This window comes from Achromobacter sp. 1014246743 (assembly GCF_059760725.1).
Window position 1 is genome coordinate 58981 of sequence record NZ_JCBANA010000005.1, and the last position, 16954, is coordinate 75934.

Below are 16954 nucleotides of genomic sequence, written 5' to 3' on the forward strand. Positions count from 1 at the left end.
GCCATGACTTCCCCCCTGTCGTCCCGCCCGGGCCCGGGCGATCGCGCCGCGCACCAGCCGGCCGCGGCCCCGCCGCCCGACAAGGCCCGCGGCCTGATCACGGCGCTGGGCATCGGCCAGATCTGTTCCTGGGGATCGCTGTACTACAGCTTTCCCCTGATCGCCGAGGCCATGGGCGCCGAATTGGGATGGAGCAAGCCGGATCTGTACGGCGCCGCCACGCTGGGCCTGGTTCTGGCTGCGCTGGCCGCGTTTCCGGTCGGCGTGGCCGTCGACCGCGGCCACGGCCGCTGGGTAATGGGCTTGTCGTCGCTGCTGGCCGGGGCGCTGCTCTTGCTGTGGTCGCAGGTGACGTCGCTGGCCGCGTTCTACGCGCTGGTGGCGGGCATCGGCGCATTGCAGGCGGCCACGCTGTACGAGCCGGCCTTCGCCGTCGTCGCGCGCCGCGTCGGCCCGGCCCATTCCCGCGCCGGCATCACGTCGCTGACGCTATGGGGCGGCTTTGCCAGCACGGTGTTCATTCCGCTGGTGCAGTGGCTGCTGACGCATTGGGGGTGGCGCGAGGCCCTGATGGTGCTGGCCGCCGTGAACGCGCTGGTGTGCGCCGGCGCCTACCTGCTGTTCATCGACCCGGCGCGAGACCTGCCACCCGCCGCGGGCGCCACTGCCCAGACGCAGCGCGACCACAACCGCCAGGCCGTCCGGCAGGCGCTGCGCCGCCCCGTGTTCTGGGCCCTGCTGGTGTCGCTGACCGCCTACGCGGCAGCTTTCTCCGCCTTCACCTTCCATATGTATCCGCTGCTGCGCGAACGCGGGCTGGACACGGCATCGGTCGTGCAGGCCATTGCCCTGATCGGGCCGGCCCAGGTCGCGGGCCGCATCGTGGTCAGCCTGTTCGCCGCCCAGGCGTCGATGCGCGCCGTCGGTGCGGCCGTCGTCACGATATTTCCGCTGGCGTTTGGCGCGCTGGCATTTCTGGGCGCCGATTTCCCCACCGTGGCCGCGATCTGCGTCGTCTACGGCGGCGCCAACGGCATTTTCACCATCGTGCGCGGCATGGTGGTGCCCGAGATGCTCAGCCGCCACGCCTACGGCGCGATCAACGGCCTGTTGACGGTGCCCATGACCCTGGCGCGCGCCGCGGCGCCGGTCGGGGCCGCGCTGCTGTGGTCCGTCGGCGCGTCCTACGGCACCGTGTTGATCGCCATCGTGGTCGTGGCCCTGATGCTGGCGGCCAGCTTCTGGCTCGCCGCCTGGTTCAGCCGCCCCGCCGCGATACCCTCCTTCCCCTCCCCCCAGAGCAAGCCCCAGTGACACACGCCTCTTCTCTCACCGACCTCACCCTGCCCAACCTGGACGACACCCTGCTGGATCCGCCCCGCCACGCCCACCTGGCGCTGCACGGCGGCGCCACGCATCCGCCGCGCATCCTGCTGCTGTACGGCTCGCTGCGCGAGCGTTCGTACAGCCGGCTGCTCACGGAAGAAGCCGCTCGCATCCTGACCCGGCTGGGCGCCGAAACGCGCATCTTCGACCCCCATGGCCTGCCGCTGCCGGACGGCGCGCCCGCCGACCATCCCAAGGTGGCCGAGCTGCGCGCGCTGTCGCTGTGGTCCGAAGGCCAGGTCTGGTGCAGTCCCGAGCGGCACGGCACGATCACCGGCGTTTTCAAGAGCCAGATCGACTGGCTGCCGCTGGAAACCGGCAGCGTCCGCCCCACCCAGGGCCGTACCCTGGCGGTGATGCAGGTGTCGGGCGGCTCGCAGTCGTTCAACGCCGTCAATGCGCTGCGGGTGCTGGGCCGCTGGATGCGGATGGTGACCATCCCCAACCAGTCGTCGGTGGCCAAGGCCTTCCAGGAATTCGACGACGCCGGCCGGATGAAGCCGTCGTCCTATTACGACCGGGTCGTCGACGTGATGGAAGAGCTGATGAAATTCACGCTGCTGGTGCGCGACCGCAGCGACTACCTGACCGACCGCTACAGCGAACGCAAAGGCGTGGCGCAGGAAGTCGCGCGGCTGGCGCGCGAGGCGATGGCGCCCTGAGCGCCATCAGTCGATGGCGGCGCCCGCGGTCTTCACGACCTTGCCCAGGCGCGTGTATTCCTCGGCGCCGAACTCCGCCAACGACTGGCGCGAGGTCGGCGACGGGATGGCGCCGCGCGATTCCAGCGCCTTTTTCACCTCGGGCTGCTGCAACGCCCGGTTGACGGCGGCGTTCAGCTTGTCGAGCACGGCGGCCGGCGTGCCCTTGGGCGCGTACAGGCCGTCCCAGGCGAAAAACTCGTAGCCCTTCACCCCGGCCTCGCTCAGGGTGGGAATGTCGGGGTTGGAGGCCACGCGCTCGGGCGTCGTCACGGCCAGGGCGCGCAGCTTGCCCGCCGCGATCTGGCCCGATACGTTGGGCATGACGTCGATCAAAAACGAAATGCGCCCGCCCAGCAGGTCCGTCATGGCGGCGCCGCCACCCTTGTACGGAATGTGCATGACCTTGATTCCGGCCATCTGGTTCAACAGTTCACAGGCCAGATGGGACGAGGTGCCGTTGCCGGCCGAGCCACAGGTCAGCTCGCCGGGGTGCGCCTTGGCGTAATCCACCAGTTGCGCGAGCGTCTTGAAACGCTCGTCCGTGCCGTTGACGACCAGCGCCGCCGCGATCACCGTGAAGCGTGAAATCGGTTCGAAGTCGTTCGGCTTGTAGCCGGGTGATTTGTACAGCCAGTGGTTGGTCGCCTGGGTGCCGTTGGTGCCGTAAGACAGCGTGTAGCCGTCCGGCGCGGCGCGCGCGGCGATGGACGTGCCGATGTTGCCGCCCGCGCCGGGGCGGTTTTCCACGATGATGGATTGGCCCAGTTCACGCGACAGCGGCTCGGCCACCAGGCGTGCCAGCGTGTCGCCGCCACCGCCGGCCGCGAAGGGCACGACCAGGGTGATGGCGTGGGTGGGCCAGGCCGCCTGCTCGGCCAGCGCGGGGGATGCCGCCAGCCACGCGCTCGCGGCGGCCGCCAGGCATATCAAGCTCTTGGGGGTATTCATGGTTTGTCTCCTTTGGGATGCTGTTGCGCGCGCCCGCGGCGTTTTAGGTGTATCGGGCACGCTCTTGTGATGCGAAAAAATCGGTTCGGTCGCTCTCCTGGACAGGGCTATTCCGGCGGCAGGTGCCGGCGGCTGCTCTTGTCGGCCAGGCGCCAGCCATCGGGGGTGGCCACCAGGACATCGCGGCATTCCCGAATGGCGGCCAGCCCTGGCGCTCCGCCCTGCGCTTGCGGCACGCTGTCGTAGGCGATCAGGAAATAGCCCACGGTGGCGCCGCCCTCGCCCTGCGCCAGCAGGCGCAGGTTGGTGATGACGTGGCAGGTGCTGCGGTCCGGCGCCCGGGCATTGAGCGCATCCAGCACTTCCTGGGGCCCGCATAGCCGCTGGCCTTGCCGCAGCCACACCCCGTCGGCGGCCATCAAGGCGGCGGCGGCGTCATGGCGGCGGGTGTCCAGCGCGTGAAAAAACGTCAGCACGACGGCTTCGCAGGCGGCCTTGACCGCGTGCGCTTGCTGGGAGGTGTGATCCATCATTCTCGTCATCCGATCTGGGCGCTGGCCAACGGCACGTCTGGCCGCTGTACCAACGCCGGGTCCAATACTGCGCCCTGCGCGATCCATTTGCGCAGCTGGCGCAATTCCCGCGGGGCATCCACCGCCACGCCGGCCACGGCGCGGCCGGCGGCATCCAGCGATACCGACAGCAGCATCCGGCGATCGGCTTGCGGACGCAGCACTTCGCATTGCGCCAGCGCCGGAAACCCCACGATCTGCACCATGGCGCCGTACTGCTCCGACCAGACCGCGCCGGTCGGCGCATACGGGGCGGACTCGCCCAGCGCCGCCAAGGCTGCCGCCATGCCCTGGTCCTGGGCGTTCTGCCATGATTCCAGGCGCATGGCGTCACCCGTGGCGGGATGCGTCGACACGGCGACGTCGCCGGCCGCATAGACGTCCGGCGCCGACGTACGGCAATGCGCATCGACCCGCACGCCGCGGTCGCAGGCAATGCCGGCTTCGCGCGCCAGCGCATCGTTGGCGGCCAGCCCGACCCCCAGCACCACGGCATCAGCCGTCAGCCGGGTGCCGTTGGCCAGCTCGGCGACCGGCCGGCCGTCAGGCAACGCATGGATGGCCAACAGGCTGGCGCCCAGCCGCAGGTCGACGCCATGCGCCCCATGCAAGGCGGCCAGGTGGGCGGACACGCCGGGCTGCACGCTGCGGGCGCACAGGCGCGGCGCCTGTTCCAGCACGGTGACCCTGCTGCCGGCCTGGCGCGCCGTGGCGGCCACTTCCAGCCCGATCCATCCGCCGCCCACGATGACGACATGCCGGTCCGGCCCCAGTCGCGCCCGCAGCCGCAACGCATCGTCGCGGGTGCGCAGCACGTGCACGCCCGGGCTGTCCACGCCGGGCAGCGGCGGCACCACGGGTCGGCCGCCCATGCACAGGATCAGCTTGGCATAGCTGATCGACGCGCCGTCTGACGTCTCCACCTGCCTGTCCGCCAGCCGCAGCCGCGTGGCGGCAATACCGGGGTGGAACGCGATGTCCAGTTCCGCCAGGCGCTGCGCCGAAAACAGTTCGGTGCTCTCGGCGGGCGCCTGTCCGCCCAGCACGGCCTTGCTGAGCGGCGGCCGCTCGTAGGGGGCATGCGGCTCGTCGCCCAGCAGCACCACCCGGCCGCCAAAGCCGCGGCCGCGCAGCGTGGTCGCGGCCCAGCCGCCCGCCTGGCCGGCGCCGACGATGACGATGGCGTCCGCGCTCACGTTGCTTGCGCCTTCAGGTAGACCGTATCGGCCTCGATGCGCACCTCGTACCGGCGCAGGTCGGTCGTGACCGGCGGGCACTGCGGCTTGCCCGAGCGGACGTCGAACACCCCCTGGTGCAACGGGCATTCGATCCTGCCGTCTTCCAGGTAGCCGTCCGCCAGGCTGGCATTGCCGTGCGGACAGCGGTCCTGGGTGGCGCAGATTTCGCCTTGCAGGTCGTACAGGCAGACCGCCTCGCCCTCGTGCACGACGCGCAGGGTGCCAGTGTCCGGTGAAATGTCCGCCACGCGGGCAACGGGTTTCCAGATATCCATGGTCACAGCCCCATTGCCTTGCGGTAGTAGTCGTAGAACGACCGGATCAGCACCTCGGTCACCATGTAGTCGGCCGGCTCGGTATCGCGGCCGCCCATCTCGACCATGCCGCGCGCCTCGGGGTAGCCCGTCACCCCGATCTGCACCTGGTTCAGCATCTCGCTGTCGTCCATCGACACGAAACCGGCCGGCCCCAGCAGGTTGGCATGCTTGAGCCGCAAGCGGGTCATTTCCTCATCGTCGTCCTCGTAGCCGTAATAGGTGAACACCAGTTCGTGCTCGGTGGGGCTGCGGGGAATGACGTGACGGGTTTTCAGCGAGTTCGCCTGGATGCCGAACTGGGCCGCCGGGAACACCCAGGCGCCGCCCACCCGGCCGCGGTTGAACTCGGCGCGCGGCGTCACGGTTTCCAGGTCCAGCAGCTCCAGGTCGTCGCGAAAGCGGCTCATCTCGGTGGTGGCTTCGGTCTTTTTCTTGCCCTCGTTGTGCGACACCATGACGCTGTGCGCCCCGCCGCCGGTGGGAATGCATTCCGACCTGGAATCGGCGCGCCACAGGCCGAACGTGATGTAGAAGGTGTGCAGCAAGGTGGCGTGGTACGGGTCCTTCAGGTTTTCCAGGTACATCTTCCAGTTGCTGGGGATCAGCTGGCGGCTGTAGCCCAGCAGCTTGAGCGGCTTGCCCGGCAGCATGTGGTCGATCTCGGCCAGCACTTCCGGGCCGCAATAGTCTTCGAAGCTGGGGGCATCCTCGGAAAACGTGGCCCAGATCGAGCCGCCGCGGTTCACGCTGCGCAGCTTGCGGATGCCGTTCTGCTTGGGATCGAAGTCCTTGGGCATGCCGCCCTTGCCCATGGCGCCGCGGCGAAACGGCACCCCTTGCAGGTTGCCATTCAGGTCGTAGTTCCACTGGTGGTAGGGGCAGGTGAAGTCGCTCACCTTGCCGGTGTTGTGCCAGCAGATCTGGGCACCCCGGTGCGCGCAGCGGTTTTCCAGCACGCCGACCTCGCCCGTTTCGGTGCGCACCATGATCACCGGACGGTTGCCGATCCAGTTGCGCTTGTAGCAGCCGACCTCGGGCACTTCGCATTCCAGGCCGACGTAGTTCCAGGTCTGGCCGGCGAAGAACACGTCCATTTCCTTCTGGAAGATGGCCGGATCGGTATAGACCCAGTTGGGAATGCGGGTGTAGCCCTCTTTGGGCCAGCGACGTTCAAGATGGATGGGGGCCGCGGCAGGCGTGTCCAGCACGGCGGAGTCGGAACAGGTCATGGCAGGTTTTCCTTGCGGCGGGTTCAGATGGGAACGATGAGCGAGGTGCGTACGCGGTAGTTGTCGTACACGCAATCGCGCCGGCTGATCGTGATGCCACCCGGCGTGACGCGCAGCACGTCCAGGTAGCGGCCGACCATGTTCAGGGTCGGCTCGCGATCGGACAGCGACTCCATCACGGCGAAATTGGCTTGCGATACGACGTGGTCGCCCTGGATTTCCATGACGCGCACGCCGCTGATGAAATGGCGCAGCGAGCGCGGCTCGAACATGGTGGTTTCGCGCAGCGCCGTCACGCGGTCGCGCACCATGTTGCGATTCATGCAGTAGATCAGGCCCAGCGGCAGGCCGGCGTCGTGGTTTTCGCGGGACAGCACGCGGTAATGGCAGTCTTCGGTGAAGAAGTCCGGCCATTGTTCCAGCCGGTCTTCGTCCAGGCAGAACGCGTAGTCATCGTAGAAATCCCGCAGGCGCGCGCGCAACGACGGCGCATCGGACAAGGGTTCGGTCAAGGTCATGGTGGATCCGGATGTCGGGGGGGCGAAACAAGGGTTCAAGAGGCCACGGCCAGCTGGGCCAGATTGCTTTCAAAGCCGCTCTGGCTGCCCAGCGCCAGGATGGGTTCCTGCATGCGCTCTTGCCAGATCAGCGATTCCATCGCGATCTGCAGCGGGTGGTCCTGCACGGTCAGGGCCGACGTGGTCTCGGTGCCCGAGTGGTGCGAGTGCATGGCCCAGCCGGGAGCCGACAGGATCAGGTCGCCCGCCTTCCAGTCCAGCCGCACGCCGTTGACCTTGCTGTAGCCATTGCCGCGCAGGTAATAGTTGATGGCCGACGAACTATGGCGATGGGGCACATGGTGGTTGTCGGGCGGCGACGACGAGATGGTCGCGAAAAAGCTGTGCGTGGTGCCGATGCGGCGCTCGGTCGCCGGGTTGTACAGCACGAACAGGCGCCGGCCGTTGTAGCCCCGCGCCATGTCCTCGACCGTGGGCAGGTGGCGCGACACCGCCTGCCAGGGCCAATGCAGCGCCTTCGAGTCCAGCACGTCGATATCGATCAGCCATTCATAGCCCAGCAGCCACGCGCCCTCGGGCGTGATCTGTTCGCGCAGCGCCAGGTCGCGCGACCGGGCGGCGTCCGGCGCCCGGGGCGGCGCGGGCCGGGTATTGGCGTCGGCCGGCGGCACGGCGCCGTCGAACTCTTCGACGTAATGGATCTCCAGCTTTTCCAAGAGAGGCGCGTTGGAATAAGACAGCCGCACCCAGGGCGTCTTGCCCTCGTTGCGATACGAATGCACCTGCATGGCGGGCGTATTCCAGACGTCCCAATGGCCCACGCGGATGTCGCGGCCCGCCACCGTGGCCACGCCTTCTCCGCTGATACAGATTTCCAGCATGTTGGAGTTCTTGCGCAGGTTGAAGGTGCGTTCGCCCGGGTTCACCACGTTGATGGTGACGTCCGTGCCGGGGGCGAGACCCAGGCCCGGCACGGTCGCCTCGGGATGGGTGATGAGCGAGGCGCGTCGCCCGTTGTCCGGCCGGGGCGCGTCGATCAGGCGGGCGATTTCCAGATCGATGTCCTCTTTGGGAATCACGATCGATGGCCACCTGTTCTGTTCGCGGGGCGCCGCCCCGCTGACGTCGATGAACATGCTTGTCTCCTCTAGCCGCCGGGCTGTCGCGCCGGCTGTCTTGGTTGATGGAATCCGGATCAGGGCTGCGCCAGCAGCAGGTTCTCGCGCGTCTGGGGCGGCAGGGCCAGGCCCAGGTCGTGCTCGCGCGCATGCTCGTAGACCACCCGGGCCATCGCCAGGTCGGACAGCCCCATGCCCATGCCCTTGAAGATCGTCAGGCGGGCGCCGTCCGGCCGTGCCTGTCCGGCCGCCAGCCAATCGCCCAGCGCCTGCACGCCCTGCCAGGGGCTGCCGTCGGCGCCAAACCGTTCGCGCAGTTCACGCGACCCGCGGCGGGCGTTTTCCAGGTCGTCCACGACAACGCAGTCCGCCCGCGCAAAGACGTCCTGCGCGAACTCGGCCTTGGCGGGCAGAATCGCACCCACGGCATTCAGGTGCCGGCAATCGGCCAGCAAGGCGGCGTCCACGAAGGGTTCGACGGCGCGCGTGATCAGCGTGACGATCTCGGCGCCCGCCAAGGCGGCTTCCAGCGTGTCCACCGCCTGGATGTCGAATGCATACTTGCCCGCCACGCTGGCCACGAAGGCGCGCCGCTTCTCGGGCGTGGGGCTGTAGACGCGGACCTGGCGCAGCGGTCGCACCGCCGCCAGCGCGGCCAGCTGGGTGACGGCCTGCGGACCGGTGCCGATCAGCGCGGCGCGGGTGGCATCCGCCGGCGCCAGCGCCCGGGTGGCCACGCCGCTGATCGCCGCCGTGCGCAGCATGCCCAGGGCGCGTGCCTCGATGATGGCGCGCAGCGCGCCCGAGCCGGCGTCGAACAGGCTGAAGAGCGATCCGCCGCCTGCCTTCGTGTGCACCCAGGTCTTGAAACCGGCGTAGCCGCCTTCGCCCGTCTGCACCGAGCCCAATGCATGCATTGAGCTGCCGTCGCCCCAGGTGGCCAGCGTCTTGGGCAGATTGCGCGCCTGTTCCCTGCCCTGCGCGATCAGCATGTCGTGCAAGGCGTCGATGGCCCGGGGAATATCCAGGACGGACACGACATCGCGCTCCGTCAGGTACCGCAGCGCATCAGCCATGCGCGTCTCCTGGTTGCGCGGCGGGTTCGTCCGCCACGAGGTTGCTCAAGGTGCCGATCCCGGGAATCTCCACTTCCAGCCGATCGCCGGCCGCCAGAAAGCGCGGCGGCTGGCGGCTGGCGCCCACGCCTTCCGGCGTGCCCGTGGCGATCAGGTCGCCCGTCGATAGCGGGGTGAAGGCGCTGATGTAGGCGATCAGCTCGGGAATGGGAAAAATCAGGTCCGACACGTCGCCGTGCTGCATGACTTCGCCGTTCAGCCGCGAGATGACCTGCAGGCGCGCGGGGTCGCCGATCTCGTCGGCGGTCACCAGCCAGGGGCCGATCGCCCCGCTGCGCTCGAAGTTCTTGCCCGGCGTTACCTGGGCGTTGTGCTTCTGGAAATCGCGTACCGAGTTTTCGGCCATGCAGGTGTAGCCGGCCACGTGCGACAGCGCATCCGCCGCGGCGATATGGCGCCCGCCCCGGCCAATCACCACCACCAGTTCGCCTTCGTAGTCGAACTTGTCGGACGCGCGCGGCTTCCACACGGCTTCTCCGTGCCCGACCACGCTGTCCGCGAAGCGCGGAAACAGCGACGGGTGCGCGGGCAGTTCGCGTCCGGCCTCGCGCACATGGCGGCCGTAGTTCAGCCCCACGCACAGAATCTTGCGGGGCGCGGGCACGGGCGGCAGCCATTGCAGGTGCGCCAACGCAATACAGGACAGGCCCGGCGCCTGGGCGGCCTGCGCGATCTGGTCGGGGCCGGCCGCCAGCGCGGCGATGACATCTGGCCATACGGGGGTCAGCACCACCACCTCGGTACCGCGCAACACGCCCCAGCCTGGGCGGCCTGCGTGCAGGAAGCTGATCAGCTTCATCTTGTCTCCTGGGCTTTTGCAGTGCCCGACGGCATGCAATTGAGTTTTCTTTGCATGCATTCAGGCAATTATTTGCGTCTTGAACGCTGTTTTTCTGGATTATTGCATGCAATTTTGATTAATCGCAAGACAGAAATCCAAATTCTCTGCGCGATTGCATGCAATTTTCTGGGTACACTGGAGCCCCCCTTTCAGACAATCTTCAGCTGACGCTCCGCTATGGCCGCACAGATCGACAAAGTGATTTCCGAACTTCGGGACATGGTGCTTTCGGGTGCCTTGCAGCCCGGAGAACGCGTGGTCGAATTGCAGTTTTCCGCCCGCCTGGGCGTGTCGCGCACGCCGCTGCGCATCGCGCTGACGGAACTGGAAAAGGAAGGCCTGCTGGAACGGCTGCCGTCCCGGGGCTTCCGGGTGCGGGCGTTCACGGTCGAAGAAATCGGCGACGCCGTGGATGTGCGGGGCGTGCTGGAAGGCATGGCGGCCCGGCTGCTGGCCGAACGCGGCGCGTCCGAGACGGTGCTGGCCCAGTTGTCCGAAGCCGTCGAAGAAGGCCGCACGCTGCTGGCGCCCGCCCGGCGCGACCCCAACACCACCGTCGACGCGCGCGCCTGGGGCCAGATCAACCGGCGCTTTCACGAAATCCTGTGCGAGGCCGCCGGCAACCGCGCCCTGCTGTCCGCGCTGGAACACAACAACAAGACCCCGCTGGCCGGCCCGGCCGCGTTGACGCTGCCGTCCACCCCTTCCCTGCTGGAAACGCCCTTTGTGCTGCGAGCGCAGGCGGACCACGAAGACCTGCTGCGCGCCATCACCCGGCGAGAAGCCGTGCGCGCCGAAAACCTGATGCGCGAACACGCCTACCGCAGCCGCGAGAACAAGCGCGTGCTGCTGCAGTCGCTGCGCGGCGCGTCAGCGGCGCGGCCCTTGCTGGCGGACAACGCGGCGTAGGGAAGCGATACGTGGGCACGCTGGTGGCCTCGCAAGCCGCCGCTTATGATGGCCACTTTCTTCAACGCAAGGATGGCCCCATGACACAGCTTGCCGATCTTCGTGACGCCCTCGCGGCGAGCCAGCTTCTCCAGGACGTGCAGGCCGACGACGGCTTTGTGTTCGGCCGCGTGCGGTTTGAGGCGGCAGGGGCTGACATCCATGTCAACGTTGACCCGGAACTGGCCGACAACCCGCAGACGGATGTCGACGCCCTCATCGCCAACACGCGGCGCTTGCTGGCGATGCCGGCGGATCACTGGGCGCAGCTGATCGACGACATTGCGCGGGAGGTCGAAGACGCGGTGGGAGACGACGAGGTCCAAGAGCCCACGGACCTGCGCGACGACCTGCGCCTGCAGTCGGTGGCCGTTTTTGCCGATGCGGTGCTACTGTCATTCGTGGCGCCGCAGCAGTTTCCCGATTACTGGGTGCGTGCGCAGTTGGACGAAGACCTGGCGCTGGACGATATTTCAATCGACGAGCGCGATGGCGTGGAAACCGTCGAATTCAACTCACTGGACGACCTGCTGGACAACCTGAGTTCAGACCGCGACAAGTAGGCCGCCATGTTCATCCGCCAGCTCAACTACCTGATCGCCCTGGACAAGCACCGGCATTTCGGCCGCGCGGCCGAAGCCTGCCACGTGTCGCAACCGGCCCTGTCCAACGGCATCCGCGAGCTGGAACGGGAATTGGGCATCACCATCGTGCGGCGCAATCGCAGCTTCCAGGGCATCACCCCCGAAGGCGAACGCGTGATCCAGTGGGTGCGGCAGATGCTGACGTCGCTGGAAGGCCTGCGCCAGGAAGCCGGGTTGATCCGCAGCGTGCCCAAGGGCCACCTGGCCCTCGGCGTCATTCCCACCGCCGGCCATGCGGCCTCGTTGCTCAGCGCGCAGTATCGCGAGATCCTGCCGCAGCTCTCGATGGAAGTGGCCGCGCTGAGCACCCCCGAAATCCTCAAGCGCCTGAAATCGCAGGACATTCAGCTGGGCATCCTGTATGACCGGTCCGTGGCCGGCGCCGACTACGACGTGCTGCCGCTGTTCTCCGAACGCTATGTGCTGGTGGCCGACGCCCAGGCCTCGCTGCCGCGCCAGATGGGCTGGGCCGAAGTGGCCGAGCTGCCGCTGTGCCTGCTCAGCCGCGACATGCAGAACCGCCAGACGCTGGACGAACAATTCAAATCGGCGGGCGCCCAGCCCGACGTGGTGCTGGAAACCAACGACATGCGCATGCTGCTGGCCGAATGCCAGAGCGGCCGCGCCTTCAGCATCCTGCCGCTGAGCGCCCTGCCCACCCGCCATGAAGGCGCCGACCTGCGGGTGCATCCCATCACCCCGGAAATCACCCAGGACGTCTGCCTGATCCGCTTGCGACGCGAGCCGCAACCGGCCTTGTCCGAGGCGGCCTGGCAGATCGCCACGGGGATGGACCTGGAAGCCGCGCTGAACGAGCCGCTGAACCGGGATGCCGCCGCAAATCGCGATAGCCGCTGAATCGCGATACCGGCTCAACCCGCACAATTCACTGCGTTACCCCCCCGTGATAACCCCTGGTTATCACGAAATTCAGTCAAACGATTGGCCTGCTGCACCGCCGCAAGGCAGGCTATCGACCTTGGGCGTGGACGGCACCGTCTTGCCGTCACGGGCCGCGGCCCGTCGCCCGCAGGAGAGTCACGATGAGCAAGCAACGAGAAGTCCCCGGCATCCGCCCCTACAACGGCCCGGCCGGCGGCTGGGGCGCGCTGAAGGCCACCGCCCAGGCCGTGCGCCAGCAGATGGAAGTGGTGCAGGCCCCCGTGCTGCTGCTGCGCACCAACCAGCCCACCGGCTTTGACTGCCCCGGCTGCGCCTGGCCCGACAAAGAGCACAAATCCACCTTCCAGTTCTGTGAGAACGGCGCCAAGGCCGTCACCTGGGAAGCCACCAGCAAGCGCGTCACGCCCGAATTCTTCGCCCAGCGCACGGTCACGTCGCTCTTGGCGCTGTCGGACCACGAGCTGGAAAACTTCGGCCGCCTGACCCACCCCATGGCCTACGACGCCGCCAGCGACACCTTCCGCGAGGTGTCCTGGGACGACGCCTTCACCCGCATCGGCCAGGTCATGCGCGAACTGGAAACGCCCGACCAGGCCGAGTTCTACACATCGGGCCGGGCCTCGAACGAGGCGGCCTACCTGTTCCAGCTGTTCGCCCGCGAATTCGGCACCAACAACTTTCCCGATTGCTCGAACATGTGCCACGAGGCCACCAGCGTCGGCCTGCCGCGGTCCATCGGCATCGGCAAGGGCACCGTGTCGCTGGACGACTTCGACCACACCGATTTCATCATCTCGATCGGCCACAACCCGGGCACCAACCACCCGCGCATGATGGGCACCCTGCACGAAGCCGCGCGCCGCGGCGTGCCGATCATCGTCTTCAACCCCTTGCGCGAACGCGCCCTGGAACGCTTCGCCGACCCGCAGAGCATCGTCGAGATGGCAACCTACGGGTCCACCGACATCGCCTCGACCTACTACCAGGTCAAGGCCGGCGGCGACGCCGCGGCGCTCAAGGGCATCATGAAGGCGCTGCTGGCGCTGGACGCCGAGCGCGGCGACGCGCTGGACCACGACTTCATCGCCCAGCACACGCAGGGCCTGGACGCGCTGGTCGCCGACCTGCAAGCGACCTCGTGGGACGACATCGAAAAACACAGCGGCCTGCCTCGCGCCAGCCTGGAACAGGTGGCCGACGCCTATTCGCGATCCACCGCCGCCATCGTCACCTACGGCATGGGCATCACCCAGCACAACAAGGGCACCGCCAACGTGCGGCTGATCGCCGACCTGCTGCTGTTGCGCGGCAATATCGGCAAGCGCGGCGCCGGCATCTGCCCGCTGCGCGGCCATTCCAACGTGCAGGGCAACCGCACCGTCGGCATCACCGAAAAGCCCTCCGAGCGCTTTCTGCGCAACCTGGAAGACGTGTTCGGCTTCTCGCCGCCGCGCGCCCACGGCCACGATTCGGTGCAGGCCATGCAGGCCATGATCGCCGGCCAGGTCCAAGCCTTGATCTGCCTGGGCGGCAACTTCGCCATGGCCATGCCCGACCCCGAACGCTGCTTCGCGGCCATGAAGCAGCTGCGCCTTTCCGTGCACCTGGGCACCAAGCTGAACCGGTCGCACCTGCTGGTGGGCCAGGAAACCTTCATCCTGCCCGTGCTGGGCCGCACCGAACTGGACGTGCAGGCCAGCGGCCCGCAATCGATCACCGTGGAAGACTCCATGTCGATGGTGCACGCGTCCGCCGGCGGCTTGAAGCCGGCCTCGGTGCACCTGCGGTCCGAACCGGCCATCGTCGCCGGCATGGCCCGCGCCGTGCTGCCCGGCAGCAAGGTCGACTGGCTGGGCCTGGTGGACGACTACGACCGTATCCGCGCGCTGATCGAACGCACCATCCCGGGCTTTGACGACTACAACGCCCGCATCCGCGTGCCGGGCGGCTTTCGCATGCCGCTGCCGCCCACCGAGCGGCGCTGGCCGACGCCGTCGGGCAAGGCCATGTTCTCGGTCTTTCCCGGCATCCGCGAAAGCAACACCGCGTGGGAAGACGATGTCCTGACCCTGGTCACGATCCGCAGCCACGACCAGTACAACACCACCATCTACGGCCTGGACGACCGCTACCGCGGCGTGTTCGGCCGGCGCGACGTGCTGTTCATGAACCCCGACGACCTGGCGGCACTGGGCCTGGAACATGGCGATCGGGTCGACATCGACACCGCCACCGAGGGCCGCCAGCTGACGCTCAGGAACCTCACCGCCATCGAATACAGCATCGCGCGCGGCACCGTGGCGGCCTATTACCCCGAAGCCAACGTCCTGGTGCCGCTGGACTACATCGACCAGGACAGCGGCACGCCGTCCTACAAGTCAGTGCCGGTGCGGGTACGACGGGCCGGGTTGGACGGCTGAGCCGCGCGCCGGCGGCCGGCGTGAAAACCGGTACACCGTCGCCGGCGGCAGATTGAACAGCGTGCGACCCATGCGGGTCGCCTTCAAGCCCAGCCGGTCCAGGATCACGCGCGGCACCGGGCAGCGCACGCCATAGGTGAACTGATAGAAACAGCCCTGCGGCGCCAGCTGGCCAAACGCACCCGCCAGAATGGCCATGACCTGCCGCGGCGGCATCGCCAGCAAGGGCAAGCCGCTGACCACGGCTTCGGCTTCGCCGCCCGCCAGCCCCGCCCGCGCCAGGTGCGCCGCATCGATCCGGTGGATGCTGGCACGCGGATAGCGCCGCTGCAGCAGATCGGCAAAGCGGGCGTCCGGCTCGACCAGCACCAGGCTGGCCTCATCCACGCCCCGCTGCAGCAAGGCCCGCGTGAACGCGCCGGTGCCCGGACCCAGCTCCAGCACCGGCCCGCCGCGCGGCCGGACTTCACGGGTGATCAGGTCGGCCAGCGCCGCGCCCGACGGCGCAATGGCCGCGACCTTCAGCGGGTTCCCCAGCCAGGCCGCGAAGAAGTGCAGATAGTCCGAATACCGGGCGTGTGTCGTCATTGCAGGGTTCCATGTCGTAGCCAAACGCCACCGCCCGACGGGGCGGCCGGGCGGCGTCTGCCCAGAGTCTACGGGCCGCCGATTTAAGAAAACATTAACGCCACGGTCGCAAATATCTCCATCGGTGACGGCGCCCAGCCCCCGAGGCCCGGCGGGCAGGCGCCGCCGCCCATGGCGAGGCCGCCCGCGGCGCCGGCCCCCGTGATGCGCTTGTTCAGAATTCTCTACACTCGGTGACTTGCGCCGGGCGCGGTGCTGGTAGGCGCGGTGCAGGCGGCCGGCCTGCGTCGGCCCCCTGGGCGCGCCAAGCGGTCACCCCCCTCCAACGCAGCGACGGAACGCATGCAATGAACCCATCCAGTCCCCCCCACGCCCTCGTGGTCGCGACGAGCCGCCGTGACAAGGCGCCCCGCCCATGAAAGGCCCGATCTTCCTGTTGGCTTGCGCCGCTGCCTATGGCCTGGCTGTCCATTCATGGGCCGTGCCGCTGTGGGTGGGCGTTGCCTACATGGTGCTGAGCCTCATCACCTTCGGCATCTACGCCCGCGACAAGGCCCTGGCTCGCGCCGGCCTGTGGCGAATTCCCGAACGCACCCTGCATGGCTTGTCGCTGGCGGGCGGCTGGCCCGGCGCGTTGCTTGCCCAGCGCTGGCTGCGGCATAAATCGGTGAAACGGCCGTTTCGGATCGTCTACTGGATCACGGTCGTGTTGAACCTGGCCACGTTCGCGTTGGCATGGTCCCCGATGGGGCGCGCGCTGTGGCAGCCCTTGACGGCCCCGTGGATGGGGTAACGAACCCGGCCGTCATTGCTTGCCCGACTTCAACGACAGCACCAGCACCCCTGCCCCGACCAGCGTCAGCCCCGCCGTCGTGTTCAACCGCGCCGCCACCGCCGGCCGCGACACCAGCCACCCCGACAAGCGGGCCGCAAAGGCGCCCACCAGGGTAAACGTCACGAACGTCAGCACCGCAAAGATGGCGCCGTAGACCAGCATCTGCGCCTGCACCGAGCCCCGCCCGGCATCCACGAACTGCGGCAGGAACGCCAGCACGAACAACCCCGGCTTGGGATTGAGCACATTCGACAGAAAACCCACGCTCAGCACCTTGCGCAGCGGCAGGTGCTGCGACGTGCGCAAGGTGATCAGGTCCTTGGCGCGCAAGGCCTTGATGCCCAGGTAGATCAGGTAGGCCGCGCCCACCAGCTTGATGCCCCAGAACAGCGCTTCGGACGTCTGCATCAGCAACGACAGCCCAAACGTGGCCGCCACCGTATGCACCATGATGCCCGCGGCCGCGCCCAGCGACGACACCGCGGCCGCCACCTTGCCCTGGCTCAGGCCGCGGCTGAGCGCCAGGATGTTGTCGGGGCCGGGCGACACCACCACGATCCAGCAGGCGAGCAGATAGGGCAACAGGACTTCAAGGGGGAACATGGGAGT

18 protein-coding genes are annotated in these 16954 nt (G+C 68.0%); 7 read left to right on the top strand and 11 right to left on the bottom strand.

The features are described from left to right. The first annotated feature begins 3 nt into the window (after nucleotides 1-3). Together AC6LJ2_RS03630 and arsH are read left to right on the top strand one after the other, a co-directional pair. Nucleotides 4-1314 (top strand): MFS transporter, encoded by a 1311-nt coding sequence (locus AC6LJ2_RS03630; RefSeq protein WP_498150804.1) that lies wholly within the window; start codon nucleotides 4-6, stop codon nucleotides 1312-1314. After that, entirely contained in the window at nucleotides 1311-2048 is a 738-nt protein-coding gene (gene arsH / locus AC6LJ2_RS03635; RefSeq protein WP_498150805.1) for an arsenical resistance protein ArsH, read from the top strand. The genes AC6LJ2_RS03630 and arsH overlap by 4 nt, the downstream gene beginning before the upstream one ends. Before the next feature lie 6 nt (nucleotides 2049-2054). On the opposite strand, the gene AC6LJ2_RS03640 is transcribed toward arsH, so the two are convergent. From AC6LJ2_RS03640 to AC6LJ2_RS03680, 9 genes are all read right to left on the bottom strand, one after another. Continuing rightward, nucleotides 2055-3038 carry a Bug family tripartite tricarboxylate transporter substrate binding protein gene (locus tag AC6LJ2_RS03640; RefSeq protein WP_445659033.1) on the bottom strand — a complete coding sequence of 328 codons (984 nt, stop codon included), beginning with the start codon at nucleotides 3036-3038 and terminating at the stop codon, nucleotides 2055-2057. 107 nt (nucleotides 3039-3145) lie between these two features. Beyond that, a complete protein-coding gene (locus AC6LJ2_RS03645; protein ID WP_498150806.1) occupies nucleotides 3146-3571 on the bottom strand; it encodes a nuclear transport factor 2 family protein in 426 nt (141 codons plus the stop codon). 5 nt (nucleotides 3572-3576) lie between these two features. Beyond that, entirely contained in the window at nucleotides 3577-4806 is a 1230-nt protein-coding gene (locus tag AC6LJ2_RS03650) for an NAD(P)/FAD-dependent oxidoreductase (RefSeq protein ID WP_498150807.1), read from the bottom strand. Further along, nucleotides 4803-5123 carry a non-heme iron oxygenase ferredoxin subunit gene (locus AC6LJ2_RS03655; protein ID WP_498150808.1) on the bottom strand — a complete coding sequence of 107 codons (321 nt, stop codon included), beginning with the start codon at nucleotides 5121-5123 and terminating at the stop codon, nucleotides 4803-4805. The genes AC6LJ2_RS03650 and AC6LJ2_RS03655 overlap by 4 nt, the downstream gene beginning before the upstream one ends. A gap of 2 nt (nucleotides 5124-5125) precedes the next feature. Further along, a complete protein-coding gene (locus tag AC6LJ2_RS03660; protein ID WP_445659029.1) occupies nucleotides 5126-6394 on the bottom strand; it encodes an aromatic ring-hydroxylating dioxygenase subunit alpha in 1269 nt (422 codons plus the stop codon). Between the two features lie 23 nt (nucleotides 6395-6417). Continuing rightward, nucleotides 6418-6912 (bottom strand): aromatic-ring-hydroxylating dioxygenase subunit beta, encoded by a 495-nt coding sequence (locus AC6LJ2_RS03665; protein WP_263914542.1) that lies wholly within the window; start codon nucleotides 6910-6912, stop codon nucleotides 6418-6420. A 35-nt stretch (nucleotides 6913-6947) separates the two neighbouring features. After that, a complete protein-coding gene (locus AC6LJ2_RS03670; protein ID WP_498150809.1) occupies nucleotides 6948-8048 on the bottom strand; it encodes a cupin domain-containing protein in 1101 nt (366 codons plus the stop codon). Nucleotides 8049-8107: 59 nt separating this feature from the next. Further along, complete coding sequence (locus tag AC6LJ2_RS03675) at nucleotides 8108-9106, bottom strand: ornithine cyclodeaminase family protein (RefSeq protein ID WP_498150810.1); 999 nt, start codon at nucleotides 9104-9106, stop codon at nucleotides 8108-8110. Beyond that, the gene (locus AC6LJ2_RS03680) at nucleotides 9099-9965 is read right to left on the bottom strand and encodes a fumarylacetoacetate hydrolase family protein (protein WP_263914539.1); all 867 of its coding nucleotides are present in this window, start codon (nucleotides 9963-9965) and stop codon (nucleotides 9099-9101) included. The genes AC6LJ2_RS03675 and AC6LJ2_RS03680 overlap by 8 nt, the downstream gene beginning before the upstream one ends. A 219-nt stretch (nucleotides 9966-10184) precedes the next feature. Between AC6LJ2_RS03680 and AC6LJ2_RS03685 the strand changes: the two genes are divergently transcribed. The 4 genes from AC6LJ2_RS03685 (at nucleotide 10185) to AC6LJ2_RS03700 (ending at nucleotide 14922) form a co-directional block, all read left to right on the top strand. Beyond that, nucleotides 10185-10916 carry a GntR family transcriptional regulator gene (locus AC6LJ2_RS03685; RefSeq protein ID WP_263914538.1) on the top strand — a complete coding sequence of 244 codons (732 nt, stop codon included), beginning with the start codon at nucleotides 10185-10187 and terminating at the stop codon, nucleotides 10914-10916. An 11-nt stretch (nucleotides 10917-10927) separates the two neighbouring features. Beyond that, on the top strand, nucleotides 10928-11518 hold the full coding sequence (locus AC6LJ2_RS03690; RefSeq protein WP_498150811.1) for a hypothetical protein: 591 nt from the start codon (nucleotides 10928-10930) through the stop codon (nucleotides 11516-11518). Nucleotides 11519-11524: 6 nt separating this feature from the next. Then, nucleotides 11525-12457 (top strand): LysR family transcriptional regulator, encoded by a 933-nt coding sequence (locus tag AC6LJ2_RS03695; RefSeq protein ID WP_263914536.1) that lies wholly within the window; start codon nucleotides 11525-11527, stop codon nucleotides 12455-12457. A gap of 185 nt (nucleotides 12458-12642) precedes the next feature. Continuing rightward, complete coding sequence (locus tag AC6LJ2_RS03700) at nucleotides 12643-14922, top strand: FdhF/YdeP family oxidoreductase (RefSeq protein WP_498150812.1); 2280 nt, start codon at nucleotides 12643-12645, stop codon at nucleotides 14920-14922. Here the strand turns inward: AC6LJ2_RS03700 and AC6LJ2_RS03705 are convergent. Next, complete coding sequence (locus AC6LJ2_RS03705) at nucleotides 14881-15510, bottom strand: methyltransferase domain-containing protein (RefSeq protein WP_263914534.1); 630 nt, start codon at nucleotides 15508-15510, stop codon at nucleotides 14881-14883. The two genes, AC6LJ2_RS03700 and AC6LJ2_RS03705, sit on opposite strands and share 42 nt — an antisense overlap. A 415-nt stretch (nucleotides 15511-15925) precedes the next feature. Here AC6LJ2_RS03705 and AC6LJ2_RS03710 point away from each other — a divergent pair, with 415 nt between their 5' ends. Beyond that, nucleotides 15926-16303, top strand: coding sequence for a DUF1294 domain-containing protein (locus AC6LJ2_RS03710; RefSeq protein ID WP_263914533.1), 378 nt, complete (start codon nucleotides 15926-15928; stop codon nucleotides 16301-16303). Between the two features lie 12 nt (nucleotides 16304-16315). Here the strand turns inward: AC6LJ2_RS03710 and AC6LJ2_RS03715 are convergent, their stop codons facing one another. Further along, a complete protein-coding gene (locus tag AC6LJ2_RS03715) occupies nucleotides 16316-16948 on the bottom strand; it encodes a LysE family translocator (protein ID WP_498150813.1) in 633 nt (210 codons plus the stop codon). Between the last annotated feature and the right edge of the window lie 6 nt (nucleotides 16949-16954).

Coding starts and splice junctions, on each gene's coding strand:
- AC6LJ2_RS03630 (WP_498150804.1), top strand. CDS start 4: ATGACTTCCCCCCTGTCGTCCCGCCCGGGCCCGGGCGATCGCGCCGCG.
- AC6LJ2_RS03640 (WP_445659033.1), bottom strand. CDS start 3,038: ATGAATACCCCCAAGAGCTTGATATGCCTGGCGGCCGCCGCGAGCGCG.
- AC6LJ2_RS03645 (WP_498150806.1), bottom strand. CDS start 3,571: ATGATGGATCACACCTCCCAGCAAGCGCACGCGGTCAAGGCCGCCTGC.
- AC6LJ2_RS03655 (WP_498150808.1), bottom strand. CDS start 5,123: ATGGATATCTGGAAACCCGTTGCCCGCGTGGCGGACATTTCACCGGAC.
- AC6LJ2_RS03660 (WP_445659029.1), bottom strand. CDS start 6,394: ATGACCTGTTCCGACTCCGCCGTGCTGGACACGCCTGCCGCGGCCCCC.
- AC6LJ2_RS03665 (WP_263914542.1), bottom strand. CDS start 6,912: ATGACCTTGACCGAACCCTTGTCCGATGCGCCGTCGTTGCGCGCGCGC.
- AC6LJ2_RS03670 (WP_498150809.1), bottom strand. CDS start 8,048: ATGTTCATCGACGTCAGCGGGGCGGCGCCCCGCGAACAGAACAGGTGG.
- AC6LJ2_RS03675 (WP_498150810.1), bottom strand. CDS start 9,106: ATGGCTGATGCGCTGCGGTACCTGACGGAGCGCGATGTCGTGTCCGTC.
- AC6LJ2_RS03680 (WP_263914539.1), bottom strand. CDS start 9,965: ATGAAGCTGATCAGCTTCCTGCACGCAGGCCGCCCAGGCTGGGGCGTG.
- AC6LJ2_RS03685 (WP_263914538.1), top strand. CDS start 10,185: ATGGCCGCACAGATCGACAAAGTGATTTCCGAACTTCGGGACATGGTG.
- AC6LJ2_RS03695 (WP_263914536.1), top strand. CDS start 11,525: ATGTTCATCCGCCAGCTCAACTACCTGATCGCCCTGGACAAGCACCGG.
- AC6LJ2_RS03700 (WP_498150812.1), top strand. CDS start 12,643: ATGAGCAAGCAACGAGAAGTCCCCGGCATCCGCCCCTACAACGGCCCG.
- AC6LJ2_RS03705 (WP_263914534.1), bottom strand. CDS start 15,510: ATGACGACACACGCCCGGTATTCGGACTATCTGCACTTCTTCGCGGCC.
- AC6LJ2_RS03710 (WP_263914533.1), top strand. CDS start 15,926: ATGAAAGGCCCGATCTTCCTGTTGGCTTGCGCCGCTGCCTATGGCCTG.
- AC6LJ2_RS03715 (WP_498150813.1), bottom strand. CDS start 16,948: ATGTTCCCCCTTGAAGTCCTGTTGCCCTATCTGCTCGCCTGCTGGATC.